Origin of the sequence: Fulvivirga imtechensis AK7, assembly GCF_000331535.1 — a bacterium.
Lineage (GTDB): Bacteria > Bacteroidota > Bacteroidia > Cytophagales > Cyclobacteriaceae > Fulvivirga > Fulvivirga imtechensis.
On record NZ_AMZN01000026.1, the window covers coordinates 19320 to 34014 of the forward strand.

Consider the following 14695-nt stretch of genomic DNA (forward strand, 5'->3'; position numbering starts at 1 on the left):
GCAAGGTCAAGGCTTGCGAAGTCCGAACAAGCGGAACGTACTAAGGTACGAGAGCATTTTTGGGACAAGCGTAACGCAGACATTGACGTTTTCTTAGAGACACTAAATAATTTTATACTTATCCGCATCCAGGTAGGCCGGAAATTTTTCCCGTAGCCCCCTCACCTCTTCAGGATCAAGTACCAATGTTTTAATTTCCTGATGTTCATCCGCATAATGGATTAATTCTCCCTTGGGATTGCTCACTGCGGAGTGACCATTATATGCAATACCATTCTCATCTGCCCCTACTCTGTTTACACCTATTACATAACTCAGATTTTCAACCGCACGAGCCTTTAACAGAATATCCCAGGCATTAACCCGTGCAGCAGGCCAGTTTGCGACATAAACAGCCAGATCGTAAGTCATTTCATTATTAGATCCTTCTGGCAGATTTCTGCTCCATACCGGAAAGCGAAGGTCGTAGCAGATCAACGGGCATATACGCCAGCCTTTCAAACTTTCAATGAGTTTTTTCCGGCCGGGCGAGTAATGTTCATGCTCATTGGCCATGCGGAACAGATGTCGTTTATCATAAGTAGAATGCGCTCCGTCAGGTTTCATCCAGATCAGGCGGTTGAAATAATGATTATTTTCCTTTACAATATAGCTCCCACATACAACTGCCCCGGTTTGCTCAGCCATCTGCCTCATCCATCGGAATGTTCTGAAGTTCATTGGTTCAGCTAATTTCTCAGCATCCATGGAAAATCCTGTGGTGAACATCTCAGGAAGTATGATCAGGTCGGTGGGCTCATTGATCTGCCAGATCTTTTCTTCAAACATTGCGAGGTTAGCCTCAGCATTCTGCCAATGCAATTCGGATTGGATAAGTGTGACCTTTAGATCTTGCATAATATCTCAGCAGCTTTTTCTATGGTCTTCTCGTCTTTGGCGAAGCAAAAACGTAATATTTGATCATCCTGCTTATTGCCATAGAAAGCAGAAATAGGAATAGAAGCAATCCCATGTTCCTGTGTGAGCATAGCAGCCATTTCCATATCGCTTTTGTCAGAAATATTTTTGTAAGACAATAGCTGAAAATAAGTGCCATGACAAGGAACAGGCTCAAAACGTGAGCCTTTTAACTTGCCTATGAACAAATCCCGCTTCCTCTGAAAGAAATCAGGCAGGTATAAATAATTTTTTTCATCTTTCAGATAATCCGCCAAAGCGCATTGCACGGGAGTGTTGACACTGAAAGTCACAAATTGATGTACCTTTCTAATCTCAGTTGTGATATTGTCTGACGCCACGATATATCCAACTTTCCACCCCGTGGCGTGAAAAGTTTTACCGAAAGAGAACACTGCAATACACCTGTCATACAGTTCCGGGTAACGAAGAACACTCAAATGCTGAAACCCATCGAAAATAATATGTTCATAAACCTCATCACTCAATACAAGTAGTTTTGGGTGCTCCACGGCTATTTTTTCTAACTGCTGCATGTCCATATCTGTGAGCACCGCCCCGCTAGGGTTGTGCGGAGTGTTGATGATGATCATCCTGGTCTTGTCATTGATATTTTCTTTCACTTCCTGCCAGTCGATAGAAAAATCGGGTTGCCTCAAAGTGAGATGCACCGGCCTTCCTCCGCTCAACCTTATAGCAGGGTCATAGCTATCATATGCCGGGTCAAAAATAATGACTTCGTCACCAGGATGCACCAAGGCAGTAATGGTGTTATAAAGTGCTTCTGTGGCCCCTGAGGTAATAGTTATTTCTGTTTCGGGGTCAGCATTATATCCATATCTACCTTTCACCATATTCGCTATCTGCTCACGTAATGCGGGCAGCCCAGGCATAGGGGCATACTGGTTCATCCCCTTCTTCATATATTCATTGATCAGGCTGATCAGCTCCGGGGAAACCTGAAAATCCGGGAAGCCCTGTGAAAGGTTAATGGCTGCATGCTCATGCGCCATCTTTGACATCACTGCAAAAATGGTAGTGCCAACATCGGGAAGTTTGGATTGTAGCTCAGTCATATTAGCGCTTTACAGGTATCACAACCCGGTAATCAACCTTCATTTTTCCCTTTGTGATATTCTGAAGCTTCCCTTTCAACATTCGCTTCTTCAAGGGCGACAGATGATCTGTAAAAAGAACCCCTTCAATGTGATCGTATTCATGTTGAATTATCCTGGCCTTCATGCCATTATATTCGTCTTCATGTTCTACCCAATTTTCATCGAAGTATCTGATCCTGAGTTTTTCGTTACGGAATACCTCTTCTCTGATATTGGGGATACTCAGGCAGCCCTCTTCAAAAGCCCATTCTTCACCGGTTTCCTCTAGTATTTGGGGATTTATAAACACTTTCCTGAAGTCTTCCATCCCTTCTTCTTCCAGCGGACGGCCATCTACCACAAACATTCTAATACTTTTCCCGATCTGCGGAGCCGCCAGGCCTATACCACTGGCCGCCTCCATTGTGGCAAACATATCTTCACTTAGCACTTTTACATCTATTTCCCCTTTTTCGATATCACTGGCTTTCTTCTTTAGCACAGGATCTCCATAAACAACTATCGGATAAATCATTTCTTACTATTGCAATTTAAACTTCAACTCAAAAATAACGATAAAATTAAAACAACTGGTTCCCATCAAGGTACGATTGTAGTATTACTGTGGCGCTTATTTTGTCGATATTGGCTTTGTCTCTCCTGTCTTTCTTTTTCATTCCGCCTGCTATCATAGCATCTAAAGCTATTTTACTTGTAAATCGCTCGTCTACCTCAGTTACACCTATTCCCGGAAATTGTTTTTGAAGATTGGCAATAAATTTTCTAACCGATGAAGTGGCATGTGTATCCTGATTTTGCAGGTTTTTTGGCATCCCTACAACAAATCCCTCTACTGATTCCTTTCCACAATAATCTTTCAGAAACGGAAAAATGTCTTTTGTAGCTACGGTAGTTAGAGGAGAAGCAATGATTTTCATCGGATCGGTAACAGCGATGCCTGTACGCTTAAGGCCAAAGTCAATTCCAACGATCCGCCCCACTAGTTGAGCCTGATCTTTTCCTGAAAACGTGCCTTCACTTCCTTCTCAAGCATCAGGGCTTTAGGAAACAATATTTCATTTTCTACTTTGGCGTGTGTGATCAGGTTTTTCTCCAGCGCCTGAAGTTCAGCATATATAACCCTCACATGCAAAGGTGTTTCCGCATCGGACTGATATCCGTTGGTAATCCTGCGTATACCTCTCATTTCATCATCATGTTCGCTATGCTCCACCGCATAACGCTGCAGAGAATGCCTTTCCAGCATGAAATAAAGCTGTGAAATATTGCCTTTATTGGAAACATACCGGTGTAGTGCGATGATATAGGAAAACAGTGTATCTTCTTCCTGGTAAATATGATGGATGAAATCTTCGACAAACAAAGGAAAGACAAACTTCAAATCCCTTTCAATAACAGCATATTCGGGATGGCCAGCCTCAAAGCTTTCGATCAGCCTGGCAATATATGGCAGCTTTTGTTTGATGAAAATATAGTGTGTATGCTTCAGGTATTCTACGATCAGATCAATGGGGTACTCCCTCAGTGAAAGGTTTTCCTCCTTACAATTTGAAACCGATTCCAGCTTTTTGATAACGGAATTTACATTCAATCCCTTCTCCTGACATACTTGTTCCAGCGTTTTTTGCGAATAGTCATAAAACTCAATACCCAGATAGAACAGTACAGAGGCATGCACATAGTTGGCATCTACGATATCGGTAATTTTCCTGTTATTCAAAACTAAAAATCGCGGTGTGTGGTTTTCCTAATGTAAATATACAAAACCGGTCAGAAATTTATGCAAAGTATGGTCAATTAATAAGTGGTCAACAAATCTGGCTGAAGTCTCGTTAATATTTTATATTGTTGGAAATTTATTTTCTTTGTTATTAGCCAAAGATTAACTCAAAATACTTTAGTTCGTGAGTCAATACAAAAACACCAAATATCAAATCAGGCTGCCCATTATTTTGTTTATTGGCATAGCCGCGGGAATTCTCATAGGAGCAACATTTACAGATTCTTCTCCTGTTCAAAATGATGTAAATTCCAGTTTGCAAAAATTCAAAGAGATACTAACGCTCATAGATCGTAACTATGTGGATGAGGTGAATACGGATAAGCTGGTTGAAGATGCTATAAGCCACATGCTCACCAAACTTGACCCACACAGCGCCTATATCTCAGCAGAAGAAAGAGTGCGTGCCAATGAAGAACTTCAGGGTAATTTTGAGGGAATAGGAGTAGAGTTCAACATTTTCAAGGACACAATAGTGGTAGTATCTCCTCTTAGCGGGGGACCAAGTGAAGCTGTTGGCGTGATGTCAGGCGACAAGATCATCAAGATCGATGATAAAGATGTAGCAGGCGTTGGCTTTACTAACAGAGATGTTCAGACCCACCTAAAGGGCCCGAAAGGCACATCTGTAGAGATTACTGTACTCAGAAAAGGAAAAAAGGAACCCATCAAATTTAATATAATCAGGGATAAAATACCGCAGTACTCAGTAGATGCCAGCTATATGATAGATGATGAAATCGGCTATATAAAAGTCAGCCGTTTTTCAGCCACTACATATGAAGAATTCCTGTCCGCCCTGAGAGAGTTAAAAAAGAGCGGCATGACAAAACTGGTGCTCGATCTTCAGGGTAATCCTGGCGGATATATGAATCATGCCATTAACATGGCTGATGAATTTTTGGATGACAAAAGGCGGATCGTCTATACCAAAGGAAAACAATCGCGCTTTAACAGCGAGGCCAATGCACAACGGACGGGCGAGTTTGAAAAAGGTGAACTCATTGTTTTGGTCAATGAAGGCAGTGCTTCGGCCTCGGAGATCGTAAGCGGAGCCCTGCAAGACAATGACCGCGCACTGATAGTTGGAAGAAGGACCTTTGGCAAAGGGCTGGTACAAGCGCCAATGGACCTGAGTGATGGCTCGGAGTTGAGACTTACTATTTCAAGGTACTACACTCCAAGCGGCCGCTCTATTCAAAAACCGTATGTAGATAAGGAGGAATATGCACAGGATATTATGGAACGCTATAACCATGGCGAATTCTTCAGTGCCGACAGTATTCATTTCAACGACTCACTAAAATATCAAACTGCTCATGGACGAACGGTCTATGGTGGCGGAGGTATTATGCCGGATTATTTTGTTCCACTGGATACCACTCTTACGTCAACATATCTTAACCAGCTCTTCACCAGCAATTCGATGCAGGAGTATACCTTTAACTATGTGGCTCGCAACAAAACGAAACTGAATCAAATGGACTATATGGATTTCTTTCAAAATTTCACTATAACCAATGATATGCTTGCCGAACTGGTGGAAGCGGGAAAAGGCAATGGTGTAAAACCAAATAATACAGAGCTAAAAAAGTCAAAGGACCTTTTCAAGTTGCACATGAAAGCTCAGATTGCGCGACAGGTTTGGAACAACAAAGGATTTTATCCCATCTATAACCAGACCAATGAGATTCTTCAACAGGCAGTGAAATTATTCGATAAGGCTGAAGAACTTGAAAGAGCAAAATTTTGATTTCTTGATCTGATATTTGAGTCTGCCTCAAAGGTTTTACATTTTCGGGGCAGCAACTTTTTTTTTCGATAATAGAAGAGGCCCAAAATAGTTTCTTCACCCAACGTAAAGCCGTGCCCTGTTTAATTTTTCATTTATTTGGCCCATCTTTGACCCTGTATGGAAATCATCTGGCTTGTTAGTGGAATTATTATTGGGGGCTTGGCCGCCTGGTTTATTGCAAAGTTTAAATATGCCAGCGAATCGCAGCACTCGGGTGCGGCATTGGAGGTAGAAAAAGAAAGAGTAGCCACCCTGCAACGTGATGCCGAGGCATTGAAAAAGGAACTTTCCAGCGAACGAGAAAAAGTTATTTCTCTCAACAACAGCCTGTCTTCAACAGAAGCTGACTATCGGAATTTGCAAGAAAAGCTGCGAGACCAAAAGCTGGAGCTCGAGAAACTGCAGGAAAAATTTTCCATCGAATTTAAGAATCTCGCTAACGATATCTTCGAAGAGAAAAGCAAAAAATTTACCGATCAAAATAAGGTCAACCTGGGTGAGCTACTGAACCCCTTAAAGGAAAGAATACTTGAGTTTGAGAAAAAAGTAGAGCTGAATAGTAAGGAGAGCCTTGAGCAAAGTACTGCCCTTCGAGAACAATTGAAAGGACTGAGAGAGTTGAATCAGCAAATGACCAGGGAGGCTGAGAACTTAACAAAGGCCCTAAAAGGTGACACAAAAACCCAGGGAAGCTGGGGTGAATTCATCCTGGAAAGCATCCTGGAAAAATCAGGATTAGAAAAGGGAAGAGAGTATTTTGTACAGGAATCCTTTACTAATGAAGAGGGCAGAAGGTTGCAACCGGATGTCATCGTCAGCTTGCCCGAAAATAAAAATATCGTTATCGACTCAAAAGTAACATTGGTGGCCTATGAGCGATATGCTAATGCTCAGCATGACGAAAAAACGGTAAACCTAAAAGCACATATTATGGCTATGCGTAGCCACATCAAGGGGCTGAGCGAAAAAAACTATCACAGCATACATGGGGTTGAAGGACTTGACTTTGTGCTTATGTTCATTCCCATAGAGCCAGCCTTCAGCCTGGCTGTTCAGGCCGATGTGGACCTTTTCAATGATGCCTATGAAAGAAACATCGTTATTGTCAGCCCATCTACACTTATTGCTACTTTAAGAACCATATCAAACATCTGGAAAAATGAATACCAGAGTCGCAATGCCCTGGAAATTGCCCGGCAAGGTGGTGATCTTTACGACAAATTTGTAGCTTTCACAGAAGACCTCGTTAAAGTTGGTAACAGCCTGGATTCAACACAGCGGGTATACAAAGAGGCCATGAAAAAGCTGTATGACGGTAGAGGCAACCTGATCAACAGAGCCAAAAAGATCAAGGAGCTGGGAGCGAAGGCGAGTAAGTCATTGGATCAAAAGCTCATAGATCGTGCGTCTGATGAAGATTAAATCGGATAAACTCCATATAGTTTTTTAACATATATTTATTTTTGCCGCAAAATAAATTGAGGTAATGAAGGCAGATTCAAAAAAATACCTGCACGGCTATACAGAAACCGAGCAAAACCGACTGTATAAGCAAGCGCGGTTTATTGAAAATAAAATATATTCAACGGTAGACTTCTCTGGTAATAAACACGTGCTGGAAGTAGGAAGTGGTGTGGGAGCACAGACTGAAATACTACTCAGAAGATTCCCGGAACTACACCTCACCTGCCTTGAATATGAAAAAGAACAGATCAAAAGGGCAAAAAACTTTTTAAGTGTGCTTCCCTACACATCAGGCAGGTACAACATCTTGCAAGGCAATGCCATGGATATGGACTTCGACTCCAATTCAAATTTTGATGGCGCCTTTATCTGTTGGGTATTGGAGCATATTCCTGAGCCTGCCAGAGTGCTGTCAGAAATTCGGAGAGTGCTTACGCCGGGTAGCCCGGTGGTCATCACGGAGGTGCTGAACTCAACATTTTTCGTTGAGCCTTATTCTCCTAATGTATTGAATTATTGGTTGAAGTTCAATGATCTGCAATACGATATGGGTGGTGACCCTTTTGTAGGCGCCAAGTTAGGCAACATGCTACAATCCCAGGGCTACAGAAGCATAGAAACGGAGACGAAGACTTTTCACCTCGACAATAGAAATCCAGCCAAGCGGGCCGACATGATCCGCTTCTGGACGGAGTTGCTGTTGAGCGCCCTCCCTCAACTGATAGAAGCTAAATATGTAGATGAGGACTTGGGTGAAAAGGTAAAGCAAGAAATGCATTTGGTAAGTAAGGATCCTAATGCGGTATTTTTCTATTCCTTCATACAGGCCAAGGCCATTACCTAAACAAGAAGCTCATGCAACAGTTAACATCGAATAACAAGTGGAAGAAGCTCATTGTGGTGGGCGATCGCGTGTTGATAAAACCTAAAAAACAATCTGAGAAAACGAATAGTGGCCTTTTTCTACCTCCGGGAGTACAGGAGAAAGAGAAGATCCAAAGTGGCTACATCATCAAGGCCGGCCCCGGCTACCCTATCCCTCTCCCATCGGACGAAGACGATTTGTGGAAAGGGAAAGACAGCCAGGTAAAATACGTACCGTTGCAGGCGCAGGAGGGTGATCTGGCTATATTTCTGCAAAAGGGTGCGGTGGAAGTGATGTATGAAAACGAAAAGTACTTCATTGTGCCGCAGTCATCCATATTGATGCTCGAAAGAGAGGAAAACCTATAGAAATAAAAACCGTCAGATCAAACAAGATACTAACCAAAGGTGTTGGTAATATCCAACAGTAAAATAAACGTCTATGCAAGGATTGTCGATCAATGCCATGCGAGTAGGGCTTCAATATCGCCTCGTTAATTTTGACGAGGTATATGAATTTGAAACGTTAAAAAAACTGCAAGAAGATAACTTCTTGCTTAAAGATCTACATACGCTGGAAAAGTACGAGCTCCATGACCTGGTGAAATATGGCCGAGGGAAAGATTTTGAGATCAGGGAATTAAATCCTAACGTGTAGCCTCCGCAAAATCTCTCGCAAAATAGGTGAGAATAATATCTGCTCCAGCTCTTTTAATACTCAACAACATCTCTTTCATGATCGCTGTTTTGTCCAGCCATCCTTTTTCTGCCGCGGCCGCCACCATAGCATATTCACCGCTTACATTGTAAGCCGCAATAGGTAGATCATAATTGTCTTTAAGTAACTTAATCACGTCCAGGTAAGCCAGTGCGGGTTTTACCATCAGAAAATCCGCTCCTTCACTCACATCCAAATCCGCTTCGATAAGGGCCTCCCTCTGATTGGCAGGGTTCATCTGATAGGTCTTTTTGTCTCCGCTTTTAGGAGCTGAGTCCAGCGCATCGCGGAATGGGCCGTAGTAAGCGCTGGCGTATTTGGCCGTATACGACATGATAGAGACCTCTGTAAATCCATTTTCATCCAGCACATCTCTAATATATCCGACACGACCGTCCATCATATCAGACGGGCCAATGATATCAATACCGGCTTCCGCCTGAGTCAGGGCCATTTTGCCCAACACTTCCAGCGTTTCATCATTCAGTATCTTACCGTTTTCATCTACCATACCATCATGGCCATCTGTGCTATAAGGATCCATAGCCACATCAGTCATAATGCATGCTTCAGGAAACCTCTTCTTGACCTCTTTTAAAGCCTTGATATAGAAGAAATTTGAATCATGGCTCTTCGTAGCCATCTTATCTTTGTGTCTTTCATCCACAACAGGAAAAATGTCAAAGCCACGGATGCCCAGGTTCAGGCATTTCTCTACCTCGGTAAGCATGTGATCAAGGCCTAATCTGTAAATTCCCGGCATGGAATTCACCTCCACTTTTCCCTTAGGGTCTTCCAATAAAAACAAGGGGAAGATCAGATCATCAGTGGTCACTTTAGTTTCCTCAACAAGCGCTCTGATAGCAGCAGATTTTCTATTTCTTCGTGGTCTTATCATTGCCAATATATTCTAGAATTAACGGAGCAAAGATACACGTTAGAAACTACTTGACCTAAGACCAAATTTACGTTGCAGAACCTGTTACCTGCGACAAGTTACAAGATACCAGCCATTGCTATATCTGACTGGGTAAAAGCTGTAATGGTATATTCTCAGGCCTATACCCTTTTGGGAAATTGGCAATGCAAAAATTGAGGCCGCAAACAGCAACAAATAAGGATAGTAAAGCAGGTACAGCAAGTAAATATTGGTTAATGTTCAGGTATAGATATGACAAGGTGAAGCCCCCCAGAATGGCTATGATCGCCACTACCCTCAATGCATATTGCAATGGCTGAACACCGAACTTATATTGGGCTCTGCCTTGCTTTTGCAAGTGATGGTGAAGCACTCTGACAAAAGAATTGTAATGATTGGATTGCTCTACAAGGTCTCCCGCTTCATCATAGTTTTTGCTTGAGATAAAAACAGGCTTTTTATCATTAATATTCAGCGTACAGGAGTATGCACGTGGCGTACATATGCCTCCGGGCCTTTGAAGCCAGACACCATTAATATCGCAATAAGGAATTACGTATTTTGCACCATCTACATATAAATCCAACCCCGTCTGATTTAAAAAAACTTTTTTAACCTTTTCATTAGGCGAATTTCTGAATGAGTACTCCATAGACCTTAGTCAATTACAAAATGATGTAAGAAATGCCGCGCAATATACAACAAATTTAATATACGGGTCAAATAAAAATGACGATGTTAGGTATTATGGACAAAATATGCATACAATCGGGCAATAAAAAGGAGTGATTTAAAAATCACTCCTTGTAAGATTTATTAGTCGTACGATGATAGCAGCTATTTCTTAAACTCGCTGATCGTCTTTTCAATAATATCGCAACATTCGTGTAACTGCTCCTCTGTCATTACCAGCGGTGGAGCAAATCTGATAATATTCCCATGAGTAGGCTTGGCTAACAGGCCATTTTCTTTCAGTGCAACGCAAAGGTCCCAGGCTGTAGAGCTTTCGGGAGAATCATTTACCACAATCGCGTTCAGCAATCCTTTGCCACGAACCAGCTTCACGAGCGATGACCCCTGAATAAAAGTATTCATACGTTCTCGGAATATCTTCCCCAGACGCTCAGCATTCTCAGCCAGCTTCTCTTCTTTTACTACATCCAAAGCGGCAATGGCAACCTTGCATCCGAGCGGATTGCCACCGAAAGTGCTTCCATGCTGCCCTGGCTTAATGACATCCATGATCTCATTGTCTGCAAGTACGGCTGAAACCGGATATACACCACCGGAAATAGCCTTACCTAATATCAGCATATCCGGCCTGATGTTTTCATGATCGCAAGCCAACAGTTTTCCTGTTCTGGCTATCCCTGTCTGGATCTCGTCAGCAATAAACATTGCCTCGTACTGCCGGCAAAGCGCAGCGGCTTTGGACAGGTAGCCTTCATCCGGCACATAAACACCTGCCTCTCCCTGGATAGGTTCTACCAAAAAACCTGCTATGTTTTCCTGTTGCAAAGCATTTTCCAGAGCATTAAGATCGTTATAAGGGATCTTAATGAAGCCTGGCGTGTAAGGGCCAAAGTTCTTTCTCGCATTTTCATCATTAGAAAAAGAAATGATCGTGGTTGTCCTGCCATGAAAATTATTTTCACAGACGATGATCCTGGCTTCATCTTCAGGAATGCCCTTCTTTTCATAGGCATATTTCCTGCATATTTTAATAGCTGTTTCCACCCCCTCAGCTCCTGTATTCATTGGCAGTACCTTGTCGAAACCGAAATATTCAGTAATATATTTCTCATAGGTGCCCAGTACATCATTATAAAATGCCCTGGAAGTAAGTGTTAGCGTTTCAGCCTGCTCTTTTAGCGTGTTGATGATCTTAGGGTGGCAATGCCCCTGATTTACAGCGCTGTAAGCGGAAAGGAAATCATAGTACTTTTTTCCCTCCACATCCCATACAAATACACCTTCTCCTTTGGCTAAAACTACCGGCAACGGATGATAATTGTGTGCTCCATGTTTGTCTTCAAGCTGAATAGTTTCCTGAGAAGTCAATTTTGTGTTCGTGAGTGTTACCATAACAGTAGGAATTTAATGATTAAAAATGCACTACTCATCACGGAGAGTAGTCATCCTTTCCTCATTTATGGAGAGAAATCATCCTGAAATTACAAAAGTAGTAAAATGTGCTTATATTTGGGAGCTTTTTAGCCTGTTGAACAGGTTTTATTCTCTCGATTGCTCTTTCTTCGGAAAATATTCAATAGCGTTTTGAATATTAACAATCTTTTTCCGATATTTGCAGACCCAATTTAAAAAGGTACAAATTTTAATTTTCTATAAAAGATGTCAAGAGTTTGCCAGATCACCGGAAAGAGGCCTCAGGTAGGTAATAATGTTTCGCATGCAAACAACAAAACGAAGAGAAGGTTCAATCCTAATCTTCAGAAGAAGAGATTCTATATCCCTGAGGAGGATAAGTGGATAACTTTGAAAGTATCTACTTCTGCTTTAAGAACCATTAACAAAAATGGTATCACTGCCGTTTTGAAAAAAGCCAGGGCAAACGGTAACACTTTAGTTTAAGCATTAAGGGCATTTAATAATATTTATCATGGCTAAGAAAGGTAATAGAGTACAGGTAATCATGGAGTGCACGGAGCATAAGAATAGCGGCCAGCCTGGCACTTCAAGATACATCACTACAAAGAATAGGAAAAACACTACCGAGAGATTGGAGTTGAAGAAGTACAATCCTATTCTGAAGAAATATACTGTTCACAAAGAAATTAAATAATTATGGCTAAGAAGGTAGTTGCAACCCTCCAGAAAAAAGAAGGTAAAAACTTCGCAAAAGTGATCAGAGCCGTAAAGTCAGAAAAGACTGGCGCATACACTTTCAAAGAAGAAATGGTTCCTGTTGATCAGGTAAAGGATGTATTGGCTAAGAAGAGCTAATAATTCTTACATAAATATTTTCGCACAATTCATGTAAAAGTCCTTCCTGATAACAATCAGGAAGGACTTTTTTGTTATCTTCAAATGGAGACCGCAATGGTCTCCATTTAATAAAACAACTTAATACCTATGGCAATTTTTGGTGGTTTATTTTCAAAGGAAAAGAAAAAATCTCTTGATGAGGGACTGGAAAAAACTAAAGAAAGCTTTTTTACCAAACTTGGAAAGGCTGTTGCCGGGAAATCAAAAGTTGACGAAGAAGTACTGGATGAGTTGGAAGAGGTGCTCATTACTTCGGATGTAGGAGTAAACACCACCATCAAAATTATTGAGCGGATAGAGGAGCGTGTGGCTCGCGATAAATACCTTGGTGTAGAAGAGCTGGACAGGATATTAAGAGAAGAGATAGCAGGACTACTTGCAGAAAATAATACGACTGACCTCAGCGATTTTTCCATACCCCAAAACATCAAGCCCTACGTGATCATGGTAGTAGGTGTAAATGGTGTAGGCAAAACTACCACCATTGGTAAACTGGCTGCCCAATACAAAAAGAAAGGTCTGAATGTACTATTGGGAGCAGCCGACACTTTCAGAGCGGCAGCCGTAGACCAGATAAAACTATGGGGTGAACGTGTAGGCGTGCCGGTAATTGCCAAAGGTATGAATACAGACCCTTCCGCTGTAGCATTTGATGCCGTTAAGCAGGGTGTTGACGAAGGCGCAGATGTAGTAATCATCGATACGGCAGGAAGGCTTCACACCAAAGTAAACCTGATGAATGAGCTGAGCAAGATCAAAAGAGTAATGCAAAAGTTCATTCCAGAGGCTCCGCATGAAGTACTGCTGGTACTGGATGGCAGCACCGGGCAAAATGCAGCTATACAGGCGCGCGAATTTACAAAAGCAACTGATGTATCTGCCCTGGCTATCACAAAACTCGATGGCACTGCCAAGGGTGGCGTGGTAATAGGAATATCCGATGAATTTAAGATCCCTGTGAAATATATCGGTGTGGGTGAAAAAGTAGATGACTTGCAGGTATTTAATAAGATGGAATTTGTAGACTCTCTATTCAAGAAGTCACTGTAATGGATTTTTGAGCAGTTCTTGCTTGAAACAAAATATTAATATATCACTCGCATGATCGCTATAGCACTATGATCCTGCGCTCGCTTCCGGATCCTGAAAAAACAAAGCCGAGAAATGGTGTTCCCACCTATTCTGACCACCATCTTTTTGTTGAAAATATCAAGGACTCATTCACGTACCCCGAACATTTCACAGGCTTAGGCATTGTTACAATGCTTAGCGGGACAGCGGGAATAAGCATCAATGGAAGTCTGGTGGAGCTCAATCCCGACTCGTTTTTAATCATAAACAGGGGTAGCCGTCTGGCTATAAAAGACGGCAAAAAAGGGAGTACTCTGGCATTAATCTATTTTAATACCATTTTATCCGAATTGGTATCTGGTAATATCTTCAAACTGGAAAAAGAGAAAATTGCCTTTGATAACCTTCATGATTTTTCACTCATCGAACACGTTCATTACAAAAATGCAACGCTAAGAGATTACCTGCCGCTACTCATTAATTTGGGAAGTAGTTGTGCTTCATTTTATGCATTGAAAGCCGACATGCTACTTCGAACAATATTAGACCATGTTGTCGCTGAAAACTATTCAGCTTTTCGATGTGCTTCTAATTTATCGGTAGCCAAGTCTTCAACCAGGATAACGCTTTATCAGCGACTGTCAATTGTAAAGGAGTGGTTGAAAGTAAATTTTTACGAGCCTGTAACGGCCGATCAGATGGCTGATGTAGCCATGCTGAACCGATATCATTTCCTACGATCTTTTAAGAAAGCCTTTGGCATTACTCCCCACCAACACCTGACAGATATTCGGATAGCTGAAGCCAGGGAACTCTTACGAAAAAACGTGCTTTCAATATCGGAAATATGTTATCAGGTCGGTTTCAGCAGCCTCTCCTCTTTTAGTTTACTTTTTAAAGAACGGTGTGGTGTTTCTCCTTCCGCATTTCGCCAGTTGCATAAAAATGTCAATTTTCAATAAAAGCCTATTTTAGCTTTCATCTAGCTTTGAATAGCAACAAA

General features: G+C 41.8%; 18 protein-coding genes. 10 read left to right on the forward strand and 8 right to left on the reverse strand.

The genetic code is table 11. From position 1 onward, the window contains the following. Positions 1 to 102: 102 nt before the first annotated feature. From C900_RS07745 to C900_RS07765, 5 genes are read right to left on the reverse strand one after another with little or no spacing between them, the layout of a single operon-like run. The gene (locus C900_RS07745; RefSeq protein WP_040496112.1) at positions 103 to 897 is read right to left on the reverse strand and encodes an amidohydrolase; all 795 of its coding nucleotides are present in this window, start codon (positions 895 to 897) and stop codon (positions 103 to 105) included. Then, positions 885 to 2033, reverse strand: coding sequence for a methionine aminotransferase (locus C900_RS07750; protein WP_009579177.1), 1149 nt, complete (start codon positions 2031 to 2033; stop codon positions 885 to 887). Before C900_RS07750 ends, C900_RS07745 begins: the two co-directional genes overlap by 13 nt. A 1-nt stretch (position 2034) precedes the next feature. Continuing rightward, a complete protein-coding gene (gene def, locus C900_RS07755) occupies positions 2035 to 2589 on the reverse strand; it encodes a peptide deformylase (protein ID WP_009579178.1) in 555 nt (184 codons plus the stop codon). A 46-nt stretch (positions 2590 to 2635) separates the two neighbouring features. After that, the gene (gene ruvX / locus C900_RS07760) at positions 2636 to 3055 is read right to left on the reverse strand and encodes a Holliday junction resolvase RuvX (RefSeq protein ID WP_009579179.1); all 420 of its coding nucleotides are present in this window, start codon (positions 3053 to 3055) and stop codon (positions 2636 to 2638) included. Continuing rightward, positions 3055 to 3795 carry a hemerythrin domain-containing protein gene (locus tag C900_RS07765; protein WP_009579180.1) on the reverse strand — a complete coding sequence of 247 codons (741 nt, stop codon included), beginning with the start codon at positions 3793 to 3795 and terminating at the stop codon, positions 3055 to 3057. The genes ruvX and C900_RS07765 overlap by 1 nt, the downstream gene beginning before the upstream one ends. Before the next feature lie 184 nt (positions 3796 to 3979). Here C900_RS07765 and C900_RS07770 point away from each other — a divergent pair, with 184 nt between their 5' ends. The 5 genes from C900_RS07770 to C900_RS07790 all read left to right on the forward strand — a co-directional run bounded on the left by C900_RS07770 (position 3980) and on the right by C900_RS07790 (position 8636). After that, positions 3980 to 5608: a S41 family peptidase gene (locus C900_RS07770; RefSeq protein ID WP_009579181.1), complete on the forward strand. Its 1629-nt coding sequence runs from the start codon at positions 3980 to 3982 to the stop codon at positions 5606 to 5608. A gap of 159 nt (positions 5609 to 5767) precedes the next feature. Then, positions 5768 to 7072 carry a DNA recombination protein RmuC gene (locus C900_RS07775; protein ID WP_009579182.1) on the forward strand — a complete coding sequence of 435 codons (1305 nt, stop codon included), beginning with the start codon at positions 5768 to 5770 and terminating at the stop codon, positions 7070 to 7072. A 64-nt stretch (positions 7073 to 7136) separates the two neighbouring features. After that, positions 7137 to 7958: a class I SAM-dependent methyltransferase gene (locus tag C900_RS07780; RefSeq protein ID WP_009579183.1), complete on the forward strand. Its 822-nt coding sequence runs from the start codon at positions 7137 to 7139 to the stop codon at positions 7956 to 7958. Between the two features lie 11 nt (positions 7959 to 7969). Continuing rightward, entirely contained in the window at positions 7970 to 8347 is a 378-nt protein-coding gene (locus tag C900_RS07785; protein ID WP_009579184.1) for a co-chaperone GroES, read from the forward strand. Positions 8348 to 8420: 73 nt separating this feature from the next. Then, a complete protein-coding gene (locus tag C900_RS07790; RefSeq protein WP_009579185.1) occupies positions 8421 to 8636 on the forward strand; it encodes a hypothetical protein in 216 nt (71 codons plus the stop codon). Here C900_RS07790 and hemB read toward each other — a convergent pair. From hemB to rocD, 3 genes are all read right to left on the reverse strand, one after another. After that, positions 8626 to 9594, reverse strand: coding sequence for a porphobilinogen synthase (gene hemB / locus C900_RS07795; RefSeq protein ID WP_009579186.1), 969 nt, complete (start codon positions 9592 to 9594; stop codon positions 8626 to 8628). The genes C900_RS07790 and hemB overlap by 11 nt on opposite strands. Positions 9595 to 9712: 118 nt before the next feature. Beyond that, on the reverse strand, positions 9713 to 10201 hold the full coding sequence (locus C900_RS07800; protein WP_157493942.1) for a hypothetical protein: 489 nt from the start codon (positions 10199 to 10201) through the stop codon (positions 9713 to 9715). Between the two features lie 251 nt (positions 10202 to 10452). Beyond that, positions 10453 to 11700, reverse strand: a complete 1248-nt coding sequence (gene rocD, locus C900_RS07805; RefSeq protein ID WP_009579188.1) for an ornithine--oxo-acid transaminase — start codon at positions 11698 to 11700, stop codon at positions 10453 to 10455. A 267-nt stretch (positions 11701 to 11967) separates the two neighbouring features. Between rocD and rpmB the strand changes: the two genes are divergently transcribed. The 5 genes from rpmB to C900_RS28215 all read left to right on the forward strand — a co-directional run bounded on the left by rpmB (position 11968) and on the right by C900_RS28215 (position 14654). Further along, positions 11968 to 12207, forward strand: a complete 240-nt coding sequence (rpmB, locus tag C900_RS07810) for a 50S ribosomal protein L28 (protein WP_009579190.1) — start codon at positions 11968 to 11970, stop codon at positions 12205 to 12207. Positions 12208 to 12235: 28 nt separating this feature from the next. Next, positions 12236 to 12418 (forward strand): 50S ribosomal protein L33, encoded by a 183-nt coding sequence (gene rpmG / locus C900_RS07815; protein ID WP_009579191.1) that lies wholly within the window; start codon positions 12236 to 12238, stop codon positions 12416 to 12418. Positions 12419 to 12420: 2 nt separating this feature from the next. Next, positions 12421 to 12579: a DUF4295 domain-containing protein gene (locus C900_RS29180; protein ID WP_009579192.1), complete on the forward strand. Its 159-nt coding sequence runs from the start codon at positions 12421 to 12423 to the stop codon at positions 12577 to 12579. Positions 12580 to 12708: 129 nt separating this feature from the next. After that, positions 12709 to 13671, forward strand: coding sequence for a signal recognition particle-docking protein FtsY (gene ftsY, locus C900_RS07820; protein ID WP_009579193.1), 963 nt, complete (start codon positions 12709 to 12711; stop codon positions 13669 to 13671). A 68-nt stretch (positions 13672 to 13739) separates the two neighbouring features. Next, complete coding sequence (locus C900_RS28215; protein ID WP_009579194.1) at positions 13740 to 14654, forward strand: helix-turn-helix transcriptional regulator; 915 nt, start codon at positions 13740 to 13742, stop codon at positions 14652 to 14654. The last annotated feature ends 41 nt before the right edge of the window (positions 14655 to 14695 follow it).